The sequence below is a fragment of the Campylobacter concisus genome, assembly GCF_050447505.1.
In the GTDB taxonomy this organism is placed as follows: domain Bacteria; phylum Campylobacterota; class Campylobacteria; order Campylobacterales; family Campylobacteraceae; genus Campylobacter_A; species Campylobacter_A concisus_BP.
The window spans coordinates 249028-266698 of the sequence record NZ_JALMFZ010000001.1; the positions used below are offsets into that span (position 1 = coordinate 249028).

A 17671-nucleotide genomic window follows, 5' to 3' on the forward strand; every position below is an offset into this window, starting at 1 on the left:
ATGAAGAAGATCATATTTATCATCATAGCTATTTTAGTAGCGGCAATATCAGCATTATTTATAAATAAAGGAAAAACAATGGATAACACTAATACATATACGGTTATAGCCCACAATGGTAGAGAGGTAAAATTTGATAAAAAGACAAATTTAATTGTTTCAGAAAATGAGATAAAAGGTCAAACAAATAATGACTTGTTGTCTAAGCTAGTCCTTGACTCTCGCTCCATCCTAGACTCATCCCCATATAAAAACTATAAACCCCTATACTATAACCCTAAACCAAATTCTCTAGGTCAAACAGACTATCTATCTTTTAAACCATGGCTAGACATTAGCTATAAACCAAGCTCAACTAAACTATCCCCTTGGACTAAGACAGAAAAAGCTTACTATGAAAGTTTAAAAGATAAGAGAGATAGATATATCTATCTAGTAAAAAGAAGCAATCTAAAATGCACTATGATAGATATACCAGATGATGCCATAGGTAGAGTAGATAGCAATGGCAAACTAACAAAGCCAGAGTATGCTGAAATTTATGATGAAGTAGATAGAAATAAAAATACACTTAAATCAAGATTATTTAATGGTGAGTGGAGAATTTGCGCAGGTATATTAGGAGATAGACAATCGTTTTCTTCAGCTACTGTATTAAATAACTCTGGCTTTAAAACAAGAGCCAGACAAGCAGTATTTTTAGCAGCTCAACTAGGAGATGTAGATGCTTTAAAAGTACTAGCTAGATACTTTTCTTCTTCGTCTTATATTTCAGGCTCAAATAAAGACTTGCAAACAAAAATAAAATTTGAGAATTTATATAAAAATCCCCCACTAGATGAATATGGAATGATGCCTTATCTTGATGAGATAGTAGGGAACTACTTCGTGATGGATTTTAATAGGGGTGGGGTAGCGGCAATGCCAGATAATTCTTTATATAAAGACCTAAGAGAACTCGTAGAGGATGAAGGCAAACTACTAGACCCTAGAGACCTAGACGCAAATGAGACCACGAGGGAGGAATTTGTTTCTTATGTAAAAAAAGAATTACCAAATTTCCAAGATAAATATGAAGTTCCTGGATTTCCGCAAGAAATGGATGAGAAAGATATTTCTCTTTTTATCGACTCCACCCTCCTAGAAGCTAAAATAATGTCCCTAACCCCACCAGAGGGATATCCAAATGCACCATACTACAACACACCAGAAGAGCTAACAAGACTATATGAGGCTGGTAAATTAGATAAAAAGCTAAACCCTCTAACACCAGTGATGTATAGAGATAGCTTCCCAGAAGATCTTAGGCAAAAAATATTATCTTACGCTAAAGAGCATAATATAAAGGATTAGAAAATAAGCTTAATATCTATGGCTCCAAACGGAGCCACCTACGAACAACAAAAAAGATCTTATGAACTAATACTTCATAAGTATTTCACAAATAAATTTAATGATACCTATGCTGTTAAGAATATATCTTATGAACCAAATTCAAATAAAACAAGTGAATATACCTACTATCCTATAGAGATATACTCATCTTTTATAAATATAGATCTAAAAAGAACTATCATAGGAGGAAGACTATCTAGTGGAGGACTAGACTATCATAACTTCTTCTACTATGATATAAACACTACTACAAACAAACTAGACTCTAACCTATCTAAAGATATAAGTCTAGATACTATGATATCTTATCTATGTCTAGATGAACTAAGAACAAACAATAAAACTGATGAAGAGTTCTTTAATAACCTTAACAAAAGAAACAAAAAACTAGCATATTCACCAAAAGAGCTTATGCTACAAGGAGTTAAAACATTGCTTACAATAAGTCCATCAAATCCAATAGGTATAAAACAAAGAGGTGAAATTTATGATTTATATAGTCAGGGTGTAGAAGAGGGCACTGACCTACCAATAGACAAATACAACGAAGCTATGGAGATACTAGAAGACTTTAAAAATGGAAATTTAAACACCTTTGGCTCAGAGGTAGATAATAAATCAAGAAGACTACTAAAAGCATTAGATGTGATAGGAAACAACAATGTCAAGGGTATGTATGTGGGGTGTAGATTTCCTAAAAACAAATCTAGAGGCAAAAAAGATATGCCTCCTCGCCTAATTGGTCGCTTAGCCACCACCATAGTTATGGAAGATGGTCTATATATAGGATAAGAGATGAAGAAGATCATATTTATCATCATAGCTCTTTTAGTAGCAGGATCACTATTAATAATCAATAAAGGAAATTTAATGGATAAAGAAATTTATACGGTTATAGCGCCAAATGGAAATATAATTGAGATCGATAAGAAGACAAATTTAATTGTTTCAAAAAATATTGCAAATGATGAAGCTTATCTAAAAGAAAAATCTCAAATGCTCCTACAAGCCCGCTCCATCCTAGACTCATCCCCATATAAAAACTATAAGCCACTATACTATAACCCTAAACCAAATTCTCTAGGTCAAACAGACTATCTATCTTTTAAACCATGGCTAGACATTAGCTATAAACCAAGCTCAACTAAACTATCACCTTGGACTAAATCAGAAAAAGCCTACTATGAAAGCTTAAAAGATAAGAGAGATAGATATATCTATCTAGTAAAAAGAAGTAACCTAAAATGCACTATGATAGATATCCCAGATGATGCCATAGGTAGAGTAGATAGTAGTGGCAAACTAACAAAGCCAGAATATGCTGAAATTTATGATGAAGTAAATGCTCACAAAGGTACATTAAAATCAATGCTTTTTTCAGCAGAGTGGGGAATGTGTGCAGGAATACTTGGAGATCCTATGGGGTTCTCATATGGAAATGAAGCAGGATTTAAAGCAAGGGATTATCAAAGAATTTTTTTAGCGGCTCAGCTAGGAGTAACAAAGGCTTTCAAATTTTTAGGTGATTTATTTGAATACACTACTTATGATATAGGTCTAAATAAAAATTTACAAATGGCTGAAGAATTTAGAAGACTAGCTAAAAATCCCCCACTAGATGAATATGGAATGATACCTTATCTTGATGAGATAGTAGGAAGCTATTTCGTGATGGATTTTAATAGAGACAATTTAGTAGTTATACCAGATGGTGGCTTTTATGCTGGGCTTAGAGAACTTGTAGAAGATAAAGGCAAGCTACTAGACCCTAGAGACCTAGATGCAAATGAGACTACAAGAAATGAATTTGATAACTTTATAAAAAAAGTTTTAGATGACAATAAAGAGGATTTTAAAGGAGGTTTCCCTGCAGAGTGGGATGAAAGAAGGTTGTCTCTCTACATCGACTCCACCCTCCTAGAAGCTAAAATAATGTCCCTAACCCCACCAGAGGGATATCCAAATGCACCATACTACAACACACCAGAAGAGCTAACAAGACTATATGAGGCTGGCAAATTAGATAAAAAATTAAATCCTCTAACACCAGTAATTTATAGAGATAGCTTCCCAGAAGATCTTAGGCAAAAGATATTAAGCTATGCCAAAGAGCATAATATAAAGGATTGATTAACGCTCATTAAAGTTTTATTTAAGAACATTGATTTTAAAATAAGTTTCTTCTAAAATAAATTTAGATAGAATTACATAAAAATAATATTATTAACGTGAGGTAAAGGAAACCATGAAGAAAACGTTTAAATTTCTTTGTTCTTTAATTTTTATGCTATTTATCGCAGGATGTGCAAAAGATCTTATCATAAGCAACACTCCAAATTCAAACTTAAACTACCACGGTGACAATGTGCCAGTGACCATTATCGCTTACAAGCTAAGAGATGTGGCGAAATTTCAGCAAGCTAGCATAGTCGATCTAGCTGAGAAAAATGGTGACATACTTGGTCAAGATAAGATAGACTCTATAAAAACGCAAATTCAGCCAAACACAAACAGATATGCTTTTACAAATGTCGATCCAGACGAAGTGCCATACGTAGGCATTTTAGTGCTTTATGCTGATCAAAGCAAGACAAATATCAAAGCTTACAAATCAACAAAAGAAGCAAAAGAGAAAAACATAGTTTTTGAGATAACTAAAAATGGCGTAAATACCATAGACGCTAGCAGCTCTAAGATCCAAGCAAGCAAATAAAATGTCTGATAAACTAAAAGTTGTCTGGTACAACGGGATGAACGTTGATAAGGTTCATTTCGAGCAGCAAGAGAGGTATTTTGAGAGAAATTTAAACCTAAAAACCGTCTCGTCTTTATCAAATTTATATGGAGTTTTGGAGCTTGAGATATCAAGCGAGCTTTTGCTTCAAGGCAAGATAGGGCTAAATAAAATTTCTTGCATCTCACAAGATGGTACGATATTTAACGCCCCAGATCAAGACGACCTACCAGAGCCACTTGAGATAAGCCCTAGCGAGCTAAATTCTGCTGTCATAGTGCTAAAGCTACCAGTTAGCTCAGGGCTTGTTGATGTTAGCTTGCAAAACAACCTGCCAAATCTAAAATTTACAGCTAAACAAGCGCTCATTAGCTCAAGAGTGCATGATGAAGCTAGCAACGACATCTTAGATGAGCTAGATGACAAAGACGACTTTGAGCTTTCGTCTGCTTTTACGCAGGATAAAGAAAATTTGATCCTAGCAAGCCAAAGATCAGCCCTAGGAGTGCTTGGCTCAAAGACGCCTTATGAGCTTAGCGTGCCTATTTGCAGGATAAAAAACATAGATCTAAATAAGCAAATAACGCTTGATGAGAAATTTATCCCAACTTGCATCGATATCAGTAAAAATTCTTTCATCACTAGCTTTATAGATGAGTTTAGTTTTGCTACAAAGCAGCATCAAGAGAGCTATACTGGGCTTTTAGGCGGCATAGATCAGGCGAAAAATAGGCTTGATATTTCAACATATTTGACGCTAAATATGCTGAAAAAATGGCACTTGATATTCTCATATCTTTTCAAAAGAGACAAAATTCATCCAGAGTATCTATATGAAAAGCTAGTTGATTTTCAAGCTGATCTGCTAGCCCTAAGTCACGATGATAGTTTTAGCGAATTTATAGCTTATGATCACAACAACTTAAGTCAAACTTTCGTACCGTTAATAAACAATCTTAGGCTTTTGTTCTCGCATATCTTATCGCCAAAATACGTCATGGCACAGATCGTTAAAAATAATCACGGCTTTTTTGACTGCGTCTTTGATAATCCAAGCATCATAGAAAACTCAGAAATTTACTTTGCTATCCATAGCGATACAAAAAATGAGTACCTGCTTAAAAATTTCAAAGAGCAGTGCAAAATCCACACCCAATCAAATATCAAAAGTATCGTCTCATCACAGCTTCGCGGCATAAACGTAGAGCAAATTTCAGCTATACCTAGTACATTGCCAAAGCTAAATGACTATATCTACTACAAGATCGATAAAAAAGATGAAATTTTCAAAAGCTTCGCAAATCAAAGCGTTATTAGCGTCTATATAACAGCAAATTTATCAAACGCTGACATTAAGATGTGGGCTTTATTATAAGGATAAAAAAATGAGTGAAAATCAAAATGACATTTCAGTTTTAAGCCAGACAAAGCTTCTAGGACTTGGCGCAAATCCTGCCCTAGATCATGTGCTACCACTGCTTCTTTTGGCAAACAGAGTATCAAAACTACAAAATTTTTCACAAAGTGAGATGCAAAATTTACGTGAAAAGCTGATAAATGATATATTAAGCACCACTTCAAAGATCTCAAATTTAGGCATTTATGAAGAGGACGACATCATTAGGCTTAGATATTGCCTTTGTGTTTTCATCGATGAGAGCTTGCTAAAAAACGAAATTTTTATGAATAGCTTTTGGGCAAATAACACCTTAACAACAAGATTTTTCAACGAAAATTTAGGTGGCAACAAATTCTTTGGCATCATGGATAAATGGTTTGAAAACGTTGGTAAAAATAAGGATTTTTTAGAGTTTATCTACGCTTGTTTGGTGCTTGGTTACAAGGGCAAATATGAAGCGCAAGAAGATTGCAACGAGAAAATTTCATACCTTTGTGAAAATATAGCCTCAGCCGTTTCGCCGCTTATCAAAGCTGATGAAAATGTATTTGAAAAGAGCTATTTAAAAACTAAAAAGAGAAGCTTTTTTGAGATATTTTCACTAAGACATTTGAAATTTTATTTTATTCTTATAGCGCTTGCAGCTATCGCGGCTGCGTTTTTATATAGCACCTACTCGATGGATCAAAACAACGTTAAAAACGACAGCGTCCTAAACAATAAAATAGAAAATTTTATGGACAAAAAGTAAGTGCAAGATAAGTTTTTCAACAAATTTAACGAAAACTTTTCAGAAAACGAACTCTACATCAGCCTTATAGACGAGATGTCAAAGTATAAGACTTTGACGCATGATACGATAAAATGGGACTTTGTTTTTAGCTCGTCTTTAAAGGCATTAAGCGAATTTAGCCTCGATGTAAAGCTTTTAAATTTCTTAGCGATCTCTGCTATAAATTTAAACCAAAAAGATAGTTTTAAAACCCTGATCGAGGCCTTTTCATTTTTTCTAACTACTCTAAAACAAGAGCCAAATTTATTAGCAAAAAATGAAAAGCAAGTGCCTGCTAAAAAAAAGATATTTGCTCAAACGATAGAGCTTTTTACACAAGCTCATAGGGATGGTATAAATTTAGACGAAGCGGACGCAAGAGCTTTTAATGAGCTTGTGCCTGAGCTCTCACGCGAGCTTAGCACGCACTTTGATACGCTTTATATAGAAGAGAAAAGCGAGCAAGCTCAAAAAGTAGAGGAGCCAAAACAGCAGCCGCAAAAGGCAGAGCCAAGCTACTCACAAAGCGTCTCTTTTAGTGGTAGCGACATTAACACATTTAGCGATAGAGAGTTTAGGGAGTACTTTGTAAATTTATCCGTCTCTCTTTTAAAAAATGATATAAAAAATTTGACCGCTTACTCGCTTATTTTTGAGGCGATGTGGGGCAGGATCAGGGCTCTGCCAGTTAGCAGCGAGCAAGTGACACAGATACGCTATCCTGATGAAAATTTGATCTTACTTTTTAAAAATATGAAAGAAACAAGCCAAGAAAATTTGGAGAAATTTATAAGAAATTTAGCTCTTAATCCATTTTGGATAGATGGTGTTAGGATATTTTGTGAGCTTTTAAGATCATCTGGACTAAGCGAGCAAAGCGAACTCGTTTCTAGCATGACTTTAAATTTTATAGAAAAATTCCCAGATATGAAAAAGCTTAAATTTCAAAGTGAAGAGGCATTTTTCAGCGAAGAGAGTGCTAAATTTTTTAGTAAAAAAGAGAGCGCAAATTTTATCTCTAGTGATGATATGAAAAAAGATATGAGCTTTGAAGAGCTGATAAAAGCCCTTGATAGAAGCAAATATACAACAAATTCGCAAAGCGAGCTTAGCTTTTTGTTAGAGCTTTCCAAAATTTTTACAAGCCAAGGCATGGACAACAATGCAAAAGTTGTATATTCGCAAATAGTTAAATTTATAGAAAACACCGAGCTTAAGGATTATTTGTCAGATATTTATATAAAGGCAAAAACATTTTTGTGATAAAATATGTTTTTTTAAAACTTCTTTAATTTTATTTAATTATAATTCTTAAATCATTTACTCAAAAAAAGGATGTTATTATGGCAGAGAATTCAATCCCACCAAAAGAACGTATAAACATTGTTTATAGAACCAAAACAAACAACCAAGAAGCAGATGTCGAGCTTCCATTAAAGCTGATGGTAGTTTCAAATTTAACTGGTGAAAACCAAACTCCACTTGAAGATCGCGAAGTTGTCTCTATAAATAAGATAAATTTCGATCAAGTTATGAAAAGTTTAGACATTCATACTGAATTTTCAGTAAAAAATAGACTAAATTCTGGTAGCGAAGATCTAAATATCGATCTAAATTTTGAAAGCATTCAGGATTTCAATCCAGACAATATCATCAACCAAGTACCTGAGCTAAAAAAGCTATTGCAGCTTAGAAAAGCTTTAGTTGCGTTAAAAGGACCTATGGGCAATATGCCTGATTTTAGAAAAGCAGTTTTAGAGGCTATTAAGGATGAAGATAGTAGAAAACAGCTTCTTTTAGAGCTTAAAGACGAAAAAGATAAGGAATAAAAATGTCTGAAACTAAAGTAAAAACTCCTATCATCGAAAGCATAATGCAAAGGAGCAAATATACAAAAGAGGATGAAAGTTATAGCGTAGTAAAGCAAGGAGTTGCCGAGTTTATCTCAAATATTATCACAACAAACAATGCTGAAGAGAAGATAAATAAGCTTGCACTTGATGAGATGATAGCTCATATAGATACGCTTTTATCAGCTCAGATGGATGAAATTTTACACAATAAATCTTTCCAAGAGCTAGAATCTACTTGGCGTGGCATTAGATTTTTAGTTGAGAGAACAAATTTCAACGAAAACGTAAAGATCGATCTTTTAGACGCTACAAAAGAAGAAATTTTAGACGACTTTGAAAACAATCTAGATATAACTCAAAGCACGCTTTATAAGCAAATTTACTCAGCTGAGTATGGCCAATTTGGTGGTGAGCCAGTTGGCGCGATAGTTGCTGATTATGAGCTAGATAAGTCAAATCAAGATATGACTTTCTTAAACAAAATGTCGTCAATCGCAGCGATGAGCCACTCTCCGCTTCTAACTTCGCTATCTTCTAAATTCTTCGGACTTGATAACTTTGGCGAGCTTGAAAACATAAAAGATCTAAAGAGCCTACTCGAAGGTCCTCAATACACAAGATGGAGAACTTTCAGAGAGAACGAAGACGCAAAATACACAGGTTGTATGGTAAATAGATTTCTTACTAGATCTCCATATATCCCAGAGGATAACCCTATAAAAAGCTTTAACTACCGCGAAAGCGTTGATAAGCACGATGATATGCTTTGGGGTAACGGCGCTTATGCGTTTGCTACAAGACTTACAGAGAGTTTTGCAGACTACAGATGGTGCGGAAACATCATCGGACCAAAAGGTGGTGGCGCTGTAAAAGACCTACCAACTTATACTTATGAAAACTACGGAAGCGTTCAGACAAAAATTCCAACTGAAGTTTTGATCACAGATAGAAGGGAATTTGAGCTTGCAGAAAATGGCTTTATCACGCTTACATTAAGAAGAGATAGCAACAACGCTGCGTTCTTCTCGGCAAACTCTGTGCTAAAACCTAAAGTTTTCCCAAATACTCCAGAAGGCAAAGCTGCCGAGACAAATTTCAGACTTGGCACACAGCTTCCATATGTATTTTTGATCTCTCGTTTGGCTCACTATCTAAAAGTACTTCAAAGAGAAGAGATCGGTACTTGGAAAGAGCGCAGTGACGTTGAGCGCGGCTTAAATGAGTGGCTAAGACAGTACATCTCAGATCAAGAAAATCCACCAGCTGATGTAAGAAGTAGAAGACCATTTAGAAGCGCAAAGGTCATCGTTAGCGATATAGCTGGCGAGCCAGGCTGGTATAAGATAGAGCTTCTAGCTAGACCTCACTTTAAATTTATGGGGGCAAATTTCGAGCTTTCTTTGGTTGGTAAGCTGGATAAAGAGTAAATTTAAGCATGTCGCTGATAGATAAAATTTTATATGAATTTAGTGACGAGTCAAAATTTCGTCCCTACTTCAAAGACCTAGACAGCGACATCAAAGATCACATCGATACTATCTTAAACTCAAGGCTAGGAAACTACGGCCGTTTAAATGATAGTATCATCGATCTTTGGTCAGTTGGGGTCGAGATAAACGAGCTTGGTCATAGACTTGGCATGGCGATATATGAACTAATCACCTCAAACGAAAATAGAATAGAGATAACCTCTATCGGCTATGATGACTCGCTAAAGCCTTGGCGTATCATCTTTAACATAAACTATAAGCATAAAAACGACAATTTCAAAGAGTATTTGCTAAAGGTTATTTTTAAGAACAATAGATATTGTGAGATTTTATAATGGATTATAATGAAAATAATTTAGCTTATTTTCAAAAAGAGATGGCGTATCTTGATGAAACAAGAGCACTTTTTATAAAGAATTTCCCAAAAGTTGCACCATTTTTAGATACTAAGAGCAAAGATCCTGATGTCGAGAGTATCATAGAAAATATGGCTATTTTGACATCAAGGATCAGACAAGAGCTAGATGAAAATATCCCTTTAATAGCTGAGTCTTTGATAAATATCTTAATGCCAAGCTATACAAACCCTTTCCCGTCAGTTTGCATGCAAGAATTTGCTCTAAGAGATGACTTTTCAGAAAAAAAGGAATTTATACCAAAAGGCAGCATCATAGAGTCAAAGCCAATAAACGGCGTGGCTTGTAAATTTCAGACGATATATGACGTAAATTTGCTTCCATTAAAGATATCAAAAGCTTTCATGTCAAACAACAAAAGCGACTATCTTTTAAATTTAAACATATCTATCACCAAAGATGAGCTTAGCACCAAAGAGCTTAATATTGATTTTTTAAATTTATACCTTGGCGATAACATATACTTCTCTTCAACTCTTTTGATGTGGCTAAAAAACTACTTGAAATTTATAGTCATAAGCTTTGAAGATAGCGATGAGGAGATAAAACTTGGATCTGATAAGCTTAGCTTGGATGAATTTGATGAAGCTTTGATAAAGAGCGATGAGTTTGGCTTTGAGGCGTTTGAGCTTATAAAAGAGCTTTCATATTTTTCATCTAAACTAAATTTCATCCGTATAAATGGACTTGGTTTTTTAAAGAGATTTGACGCAAAAAGCTTTAACATCAAATTTGTCTTTTCAAAAGATATGCCAAATGGCTATGTGCCAAGGCTAGAGTATTTCTCTCTTTTTGCCACGCCAGCGATAAATTTGTTTGCAAAAGGCGCTGAGCCTATACAAAATAACAACAAACGAAGCGAATATAGAATTTTCATAGACCGCTCAAACATAAACGCTTACGAGGTAGTCTCTATCACAAAGGTCGTCGCTCACAGCAGCAATAATGAAAAAAGGATACTTAAAAACTACAAAAGCTTTGAGAGATTTGAGTTTTTAAATAGCCAAAGATCAAAGGATTATTACTTTGTAAGCAACAAAATAGATATGAAGCTAAACTCTTACAAAGAAATTTCATTTTTTAAAAATGATGCTAAAGAGCAGACCGTGAGCATCGAGACGCTTTGCTGCAATGGCGATCTGCCGACCAATCTAAAACTAGGCGAGATAAACAAAATCCAAAATCACCAAGGCGTAGTAACCAAAAATTTAACCATCCCAACTAGCGTAAAACGTGTAAATGTAGATGGAAATTTACTCTGGAGGCTGGTTAGCATATTGTCATTTAGCTATCAAAGCATACTAAACAAGGGCTCTTTTCTAGCACTGCTTAATGCCTTTATGCTGCCTGATGATGAGTTTTTGAAGAAATTTTCTAGCTCGCTTCATGAGATAAAGACAAAACAGATCCACAGGGTCGATGGTGGCTTTGCAAAAAGAGGAGTGCTTTGTATATTTTATATAGATGAGAGCGAGTTTGAAAGCCTTGGAAATGTCTATGTCCTAGGTATAAATTTGGCTAAGTTTTTATCAAAATTTGCTTCTATCAACTCATTTTGCGAGCTTAAGATCAAGTGTGTAAAGAGTAAAATTTTATTTGACTATGGGTTTTTAAGCGGCACGAAAGAGCTAGTATGAGCGAAGAGATAAGCCAAGCTTCTTTTTTTAAACTGATAAAAAACATCCTAAAAGATAGGGATAGGGGCGAGATATTTTTAAAAAATAGCTCAAGTTTTGCCTACCCGATCAAAGAGCTTGAGAGCTTAGATGAGCAAGAGCTTACAAAGATAATTGTAAATTTTATGGGTCTTTTAGGAAGTGGCTCGCACCTAACAAGCTACATCTTAGAGAAAATTTCAAAGACTAATGACAATAGCTATGAGTTATTTTTTGATTTTTTTGACAACTACTTGCTTTGGTTATTTTTTGACAGCATTAGTTTGAAAAACTACGCAAGATCTTTTGAAGATGAGCTTGATGATAAAATTTCAAAGATCTTGCTTGATATGCTTAATATAAAAGAAAAGCAGCTGGCAAAGAAATTTCTGCCATTTTCGCCACTTGCAGTTAGCCAAAGAAGGCCAAAAAAAGAGGTTGAATTTGCGCTTCAGAGCCACTTTGGACTAAAGGATAAGCTTTTTATACTTGAAAATTTACCTAATCAAATTTTCATAGCTCCATCAAATTTAAACTCTTTAGGCCATAAAAATAGGACACTTGGTAAAAATTTCATCCTTGGCAAAAAGCTTTTTGAAAAACAAACCAAGATCGCAGTCTTTATAAACGGTATAGAGTACGAAGAGGCTGTGAATTTCTTCCCCAAAAAAGATAAATTTAAAGAACTTCAAGAGACTCTTTCTTATTTTACTAATGATGAATTTGTTTCTGATTTATATTTGAAGATAAATTACTCTCACAAGATGCAGTTTAAGCTTGGGTCAAAATATACAAGTAGTCAAATCGGCTTTGGTTCAAGGCTTAAAAATGATAAAAAAATGTCAAATTTTATAAAATTTAGACTTTGTTCATAAAATTTAACTACAAAAACAAAAAAATCTGATATAATTACATAAAAGAAATATATTTATTTGTAAAAGGATTTGCAGCTATGGCATTTATCGACTACTTACGCAGATTTTTCACATTTTTTAGGTTTAAACACAGTGTTGTTTTAGTAACTTCTATTGCTCTTAGTGTTTTGTTTTGGCTCTATGCCCCGCTTGTAGCATTTAACGATATATACAGCTTTGCTAGCGTTAGCTCACGAGTTAGCGTGCTGGTTGCTTTTTGGGCAGTTATATTGTTTTTTGTCTTGCTCAGACCGCTGATGAACTATTTTGCATCACGCAAAGATGAGAAAAACGACAAACTAAAAGAGATCAAAAAAGAGTCATTGGATAGTTTTGGCAAAGCAAAGAGAAATTTCTTACTTTCGCTAAAAGACGCCAAAACGACTTGGAAGAAAGATATAAATTTCAAAAAATTGCCATTAATAATGATAATAGGCAACGAGGGCGCTGGTAAAAGCGCTTTTATAAACTATTCAAATATCGAATTTCCTCTATCTGACAGCCTAGATACATATAAAAAGATACACCAAAGTACGACAAATTTTAACCTTTATGTATCAAAATTTGGCGCATTACTAGATACTGAGGGCATTCACTTTGCACAAGAGAGTCTCTATCAGCCAACTGCAACAGAGGAGCTTCCTGAAGATGATATAGAGAAAAATAGAGACTATCTACTTAAAAAAGGCGTTTGGAATGAGTTTTTGCACTTTTTAAAGAGAAATGACTTTAACTCAAGACTAAGCGGTGCCGTGCTTATTATTGATACTAAAAAATTCCTAGAAGGCACTCAAGAGTATTTTGACGAGCTTATAAGATATATGGTAAAGAGGATAAATGACTGTGAGAAGCACCTTGGCATTAAATTTCCTATTTATGTAGTCTTTAGCAAGCTTGATCTTATAGATGGTATGGGTGATTATTTCAAATTATTCAATGAAGACGTGGCAAATAAAGCACTTGGTATAAATTTAGACTCAAATTTCACCGCCCAAACGCTTGAGACAGAGCTTAAGGGCTTAAGCGACTCACTATTTAAACACCTAATGAGCAAAAACTCGATCTCGCACATGCTAGAAGATAAAAAACGCTCATATTTGTTCTTAAAACAGCTTGAAAATTTCTTTGTGCTGGTAAAAGATTTTGTTACAAAACTAAGCTCTCAAAATGCTCTTAAAAACACATCTGTTATAAATGGAGTTTATTTTGTAAGTGCATATCAAGAAAATATCCCTATAAACTACCTTACAAATACGATTTGTGATAAATACAGCATCAAAAAACCACTTCTTAGAGCGGTAAATAATTACAGCAAACAAAGCTACTTTGTAAAATCATTTTTAAAAGAGATCGCTTTTAAAGCAAATGTAACGAAATTTGGCGCACAAAATAGATTTATTAAATTTGTAAATTTCGCTCTAGTGGCTGCACTTTGTGTGGGAGTTTATTTTGGTTCTAGTTATATTTTAAATATCAAAAATACAAAAGAGCAAACTGCGGCTAACAACGTAGATAAAATTTCTAACTATCTTGATAGCAAAAAGTATAAAGACCTTACCGCCACACAAAAGATCGAGCTTTTAAATCTGCTAAAACAAAGTCTAAACGACTACCCAAGGATCTTTAGCGGTGATACTAAATTCGAGTACATCACTCTTGATACCTCTTATAAGGGTTTTGCACCTGTCAAAGCGCTTTATTACGATCTTAGCGCTGACTTTTTCAAAAATACAGTTTTAACTGAGATGGAAAATATCCTAAAAACAGAGAGTGATCCAGATAAGCTTATAAAAGCCTTTTATATGTATGATTCACTTTTTGATAAAAACTATACAAACGTAGATCTATTTAAAATTTGGATAGCTGCAAACTGGGATAAATTTGAAAAATATGGCGTTGCCAAGGATGAATTTCTAGCGCACATTGAAGCCATTTTAAATGCTAAAAATTTAAGCATTTCAGCAGATCAGAGTGCTCAAAGTGCTGCAAATACTAAACTAACACCTGTTCAAAGAGCAAAAAGGCTCTACTCGATACTTGAGTTTATATCATTTAAAGATGAAAAATCATTCTACGACATCAAAAAAGAGGTTGAAAATTTAAACCAAGTAGTTCAAGAAAAAGAGGCGTTTAATCCATTTAATAAAATTTATACAAAAGAAAATTTAAGAGACTTCTTGGCAAAACTTAGCTCAAATATCGATGAGACCGCAGGTATCGAGTCATGGCTGATGGATACCAACTCATCTTTAAAAGATATCAGCTCAAATGAGAAAAAAGAGCTAAGTATCGCAGTTGTAGAGCTTTACTTGCAAAACTACGCTGATAAATGGAACCAAATTTTAAGAGCGATCGAGCCAAATGAATTTGCTACTAAAAAAGAGGTCATAGATGAGCTTGAAATTTTGTCAAAAAGAGAAAACCCACTAAATTCTCTTATAAAACTAACCAATCAAAATACAAATTTAAATGATGAAAATTTACTAAAATACATCTACTCTCTAGGTTTTGCTTCAAGCGAGATAAAACGTGTATTTACAGACTTTAGCACTAAATTTACGAACTATCATGCGCTAAATTCTGATGGATCGCTAGATCTTATCAGCAATGACGTCACAAATGTATATAAAAAAGTTAGCGACTATAATTTTGAGATGCTTCAAAGCAGTGACGATAAGATCGTTTATGCGATAAATGGCATAAAAAATGAGAATGATCCATTTATCGTGCTAAACAATGACGCTAAAAAGCTTCCAGATGAGCTAAATGAGTACTATCAAAAGCTATCAAAACTTGCTTGGAAACAGGTAGAAAACGGAGCTTCATCGCTTTTAGCAACAGCTTATAAAGATGATGTTCTTGATGACTTTGAAAGTCTTATAAAGCCTTATTATCCATTTAATGAAAACTCAGCAAAAGCCGTAAGCATCGAAGAATTTAAGAGATTTTTTGGCAAAGACGGAACTTGGAATAGCTTTTATGATAAATATCTAAAACAAATTTTAAGTAAAACAGGCAGTGGCTACAAAGTAAGACCAAAATATGCAAAAGAGCTAAGATTTAATAAAAGTTTCCTTGAAAATATCGCTTATATCGATAGAATTTCAAATTTGATGCTTGATTCAAATGACGAGCTAAAACTAAACTATAACTTAAAAGCAGTTGATCTATCAGCAAATTTCAGCCACATAAATATAGGCTACGGAAATAACTCTTTGGCGTATGATCACACGATCCCATCAAATTTACTTGTCTCAAGTAAAAGCTTTGATATCTCAACACAGTTTAAATTTAATGCAGTTTCAAATGCAGGTAGCGACAAAAAAGAGATCAGCTTTGATGGCGAGTGGGGCTGGTACAAGCTCTTAAAGGCTTCAAATTTCAGCAGCATTGGCGTTAGCACGCTTAACTTTGATGGTAAAAAAGAGTCATATTTTGGCTTTGAAGTTACTCCAAATGGCGGAGAGCTTTTAGAGCTTATGAATATCATACCAACTATTGATTTACCAAGAAAGATGCTTTATTAAGGAAAAAATATGCAAGAAATAGCAGCGGTTATACAAAATTTCGATAAAGCTTCGAGCTTTTTGGCGCAGTATGTCATTTTTGATGAAAATGGCGGAGATATAGGCTCGCTAGATACGGTTAAATTTCCGTGCAGTGATACAAGTGGCTCTATAGCTTCAAAGCACGCTCATATAGGCTTTGAAGAGGGTGTTTTTACCATTTGCGGATACGAAGGATGCGAGATATTTTATAGCGATTCTTATTCGAAGTTGCCTGATGATTATGAAAGTGTGATAAATCCAGGAGATATTTTTAGGATAGGAGAGCTTAAATTTATATTTATAGATCCTTCTAGGATAGACGAATATGTCGGCAAAGCCCACAAGGTCATAGAAAATACCAAAAATTTTGATAAGCTTGATAATAAAGAATTTGAGCCAGTTGGGAAAATCTCAAATGTCGATTTTAAAGAAGAGCCAAAGATAAATTCTCTCATAGATGAAGAAAAAGATATCACTTTAAATGAAAATGTTAATGATGTACCTTTAAATTTAAATGAGAGCGCTCAAAATTTCGATGAAGAAGATATAAATAGTCAAAGGATGCTAACAGCAAAGAGCATGGATGAGCTTTTGATGAATTTAGTTGAGAGTATAAAAGTACAGCCAAATATGAGCCCTATAAGCGAGCAGAGTAGGACGTTAAACACAAAAGATATGGAAACAATTATAAAAACGCTGCCTCTAAGCGACAACACGACGCTTGTTAATGCTGTTTTGCTTAAGCTTATTTGCAAGGAGCTATATAGCCAAATGTACGATATAGTCGAGAATAATTCATTTTTCAAATATCTCTCTGGTGCTGTAACAAAAAGCACTAAAGAAGATAAAGAGGCGTTTAATTATTTATTACATAAAGCACTTGAAAGCTATATGTTAAAAAAGTAATGTTTTTAATAAAATAGAAAGTTAATAAAAGTTAAAATAACCAAATTTTTTAATAGGAGTAAATATGTCACAACCAGTGTATATTAAGGTGAAAGGTTCTACTCAAGGACTTATCTCAAGTGGTGCTTCAACAGAAGCTAGTATCGGTAATCGCTATCAGTCAGGTCACGAAGATGAGATCATGGCACAAGAGGTTTCTCACATTGTAACTGTTCCAGTGGATCCACAAAGTGGCCAACCATCAGGACAAAGAGTACATAAGCCATTTAGCTTTACAACATCTTTAAATAAAGCTGTTCCACTTCTTTACAATGCACTAACTCAAGGCGAGAGACTTCCAGAGGTTGAGATCTACTGGTACAGAACATCAACTAGCGGTGGTGCTGAGCACTTCTTTACTACAAAACTAGAAGATGCAACTATAACAGATATCACTCTAGTAAGCCCAAATGCTCAAGACAAGCTAAACAGCGACAAAACTGAGCTTTTCAAAGTTTCAATGAACTATAGAAAGATAGTTTGGGAGCACGTAGCTGCAGGCACAAGCGGAAGCGATGACTGGAGAGAAGCTACTAAAAAAGCTTAAAAA

The 17671-nt window shown here is 34.4% G+C and carries 15 protein-coding genes; all 15 read left to right on the plus strand.

Annotation, left to right across the window (positions count from 1 at the left end; genetic code table 11):
• The 15 genes from MTT09_RS01230 to MTT09_RS01300 all read left to right on the plus strand — a co-directional run bounded on the left by MTT09_RS01230 (position 1) and on the right by MTT09_RS01300 (position 17668).
• Positions 1-1353, plus strand: coding sequence for a thioredoxin reductase (locus MTT09_RS01230; protein ID WP_149724254.1), 1353 nt, complete (start codon positions 1-3; stop codon positions 1351-1353).
• 18 nt (positions 1354-1371) lie between these two features.
• Positions 1372-2187, plus strand: a complete 816-nt coding sequence (locus MTT09_RS01235; protein ID WP_103574205.1) for a 3-deoxy-D-arabinoheptulosonate-7-phosphate synthase — start codon at positions 1372-1374, stop codon at positions 2185-2187.
• A 3-nt stretch (positions 2188-2190) separates the two neighbouring features.
• Positions 2191-3525, plus strand: coding sequence for a thioredoxin reductase (locus MTT09_RS01240; RefSeq protein ID WP_429802078.1), 1335 nt, complete (start codon positions 2191-2193; stop codon positions 3523-3525).
• Positions 3526-3640: 115 nt separating this feature from the next.
• Complete coding sequence (gene tssJ / locus MTT09_RS01245) at positions 3641-4108, plus strand: type VI secretion system lipoprotein TssJ (RefSeq protein WP_021089458.1); 468 nt, start codon at positions 3641-3643, stop codon at positions 4106-4108.
• Position 4109: 1 nt separating this feature from the next.
• Positions 4110-5504 carry a type VI secretion system baseplate subunit TssK gene (gene tssK / locus MTT09_RS01250; RefSeq protein WP_149720362.1) on the plus strand — a complete coding sequence of 465 codons (1395 nt, stop codon included), beginning with the start codon at positions 4110-4112 and terminating at the stop codon, positions 5502-5504.
• 10 nt (positions 5505-5514) lie between these two features.
• Positions 5515-6279, plus strand: a complete 765-nt coding sequence (icmH, locus tag MTT09_RS01255; RefSeq protein ID WP_021086306.1) for a type IVB secretion system protein IcmH/DotU — start codon at positions 5515-5517, stop codon at positions 6277-6279.
• Positions 6280-7563: a type VI secretion system domain-containing protein gene (locus tag MTT09_RS01260; RefSeq protein WP_429802080.1), complete on the plus strand. Its 1284-nt coding sequence runs from the start codon at positions 6280-6282 to the stop codon at positions 7561-7563. It abuts the gene before it with no gap.
• A gap of 80 nt (positions 7564-7643) precedes the next feature.
• Positions 7644-8129, plus strand: coding sequence for a type VI secretion system contractile sheath small subunit (tssB, locus tag MTT09_RS01265; protein ID WP_012001089.1), 486 nt, complete (start codon positions 7644-7646; stop codon positions 8127-8129).
• A gap of 2 nt (positions 8130-8131) precedes the next feature.
• Positions 8132-9580, plus strand: coding sequence for a type VI secretion system contractile sheath large subunit (gene tssC, locus MTT09_RS01270; RefSeq protein WP_103650061.1), 1449 nt, complete (start codon positions 8132-8134; stop codon positions 9578-9580).
• Positions 9581-9588: 8 nt separating this feature from the next.
• On the plus strand, positions 9589-9978 hold the full coding sequence (locus MTT09_RS01275; RefSeq protein WP_012001091.1) for a hypothetical protein: 390 nt from the start codon (positions 9589-9591) through the stop codon (positions 9976-9978).
• Positions 9978-11696, plus strand: coding sequence for a type VI secretion system baseplate subunit TssF (gene tssF, locus MTT09_RS01280; protein ID WP_429802082.1), 1719 nt, complete (start codon positions 9978-9980; stop codon positions 11694-11696). The genes MTT09_RS01275 and tssF overlap by 1 nt, the downstream gene beginning before the upstream one ends.
• Positions 11693-12589 carry a type VI secretion system baseplate subunit TssG gene (locus tag MTT09_RS01285; RefSeq protein WP_429802084.1) on the plus strand — a complete coding sequence of 299 codons (897 nt, stop codon included), beginning with the start codon at positions 11693-11695 and terminating at the stop codon, positions 12587-12589. The genes tssF and MTT09_RS01285 overlap by 4 nt, the downstream gene beginning before the upstream one ends.
• A 77-nt stretch (positions 12590-12666) precedes the next feature.
• Complete coding sequence (gene tssM / locus MTT09_RS01290) at positions 12667-16155, plus strand: type VI secretion system membrane subunit TssM (RefSeq protein ID WP_429802086.1); 3489 nt, start codon at positions 12667-12669, stop codon at positions 16153-16155.
• Positions 16156-16164: 9 nt separating this feature from the next.
• Positions 16165-17082 carry a hypothetical protein gene (locus MTT09_RS01295; RefSeq protein ID WP_429802088.1) on the plus strand — a complete coding sequence of 306 codons (918 nt, stop codon included), beginning with the start codon at positions 16165-16167 and terminating at the stop codon, positions 17080-17082.
• A gap of 64 nt (positions 17083-17146) precedes the next feature.
• Entirely contained in the window at positions 17147-17668 is a 522-nt protein-coding gene (locus MTT09_RS01300) for an Hcp family type VI secretion system effector (protein ID WP_021089483.1), read from the plus strand.
• The last annotated feature ends 3 nt before the right edge of the window (positions 17669-17671 follow it).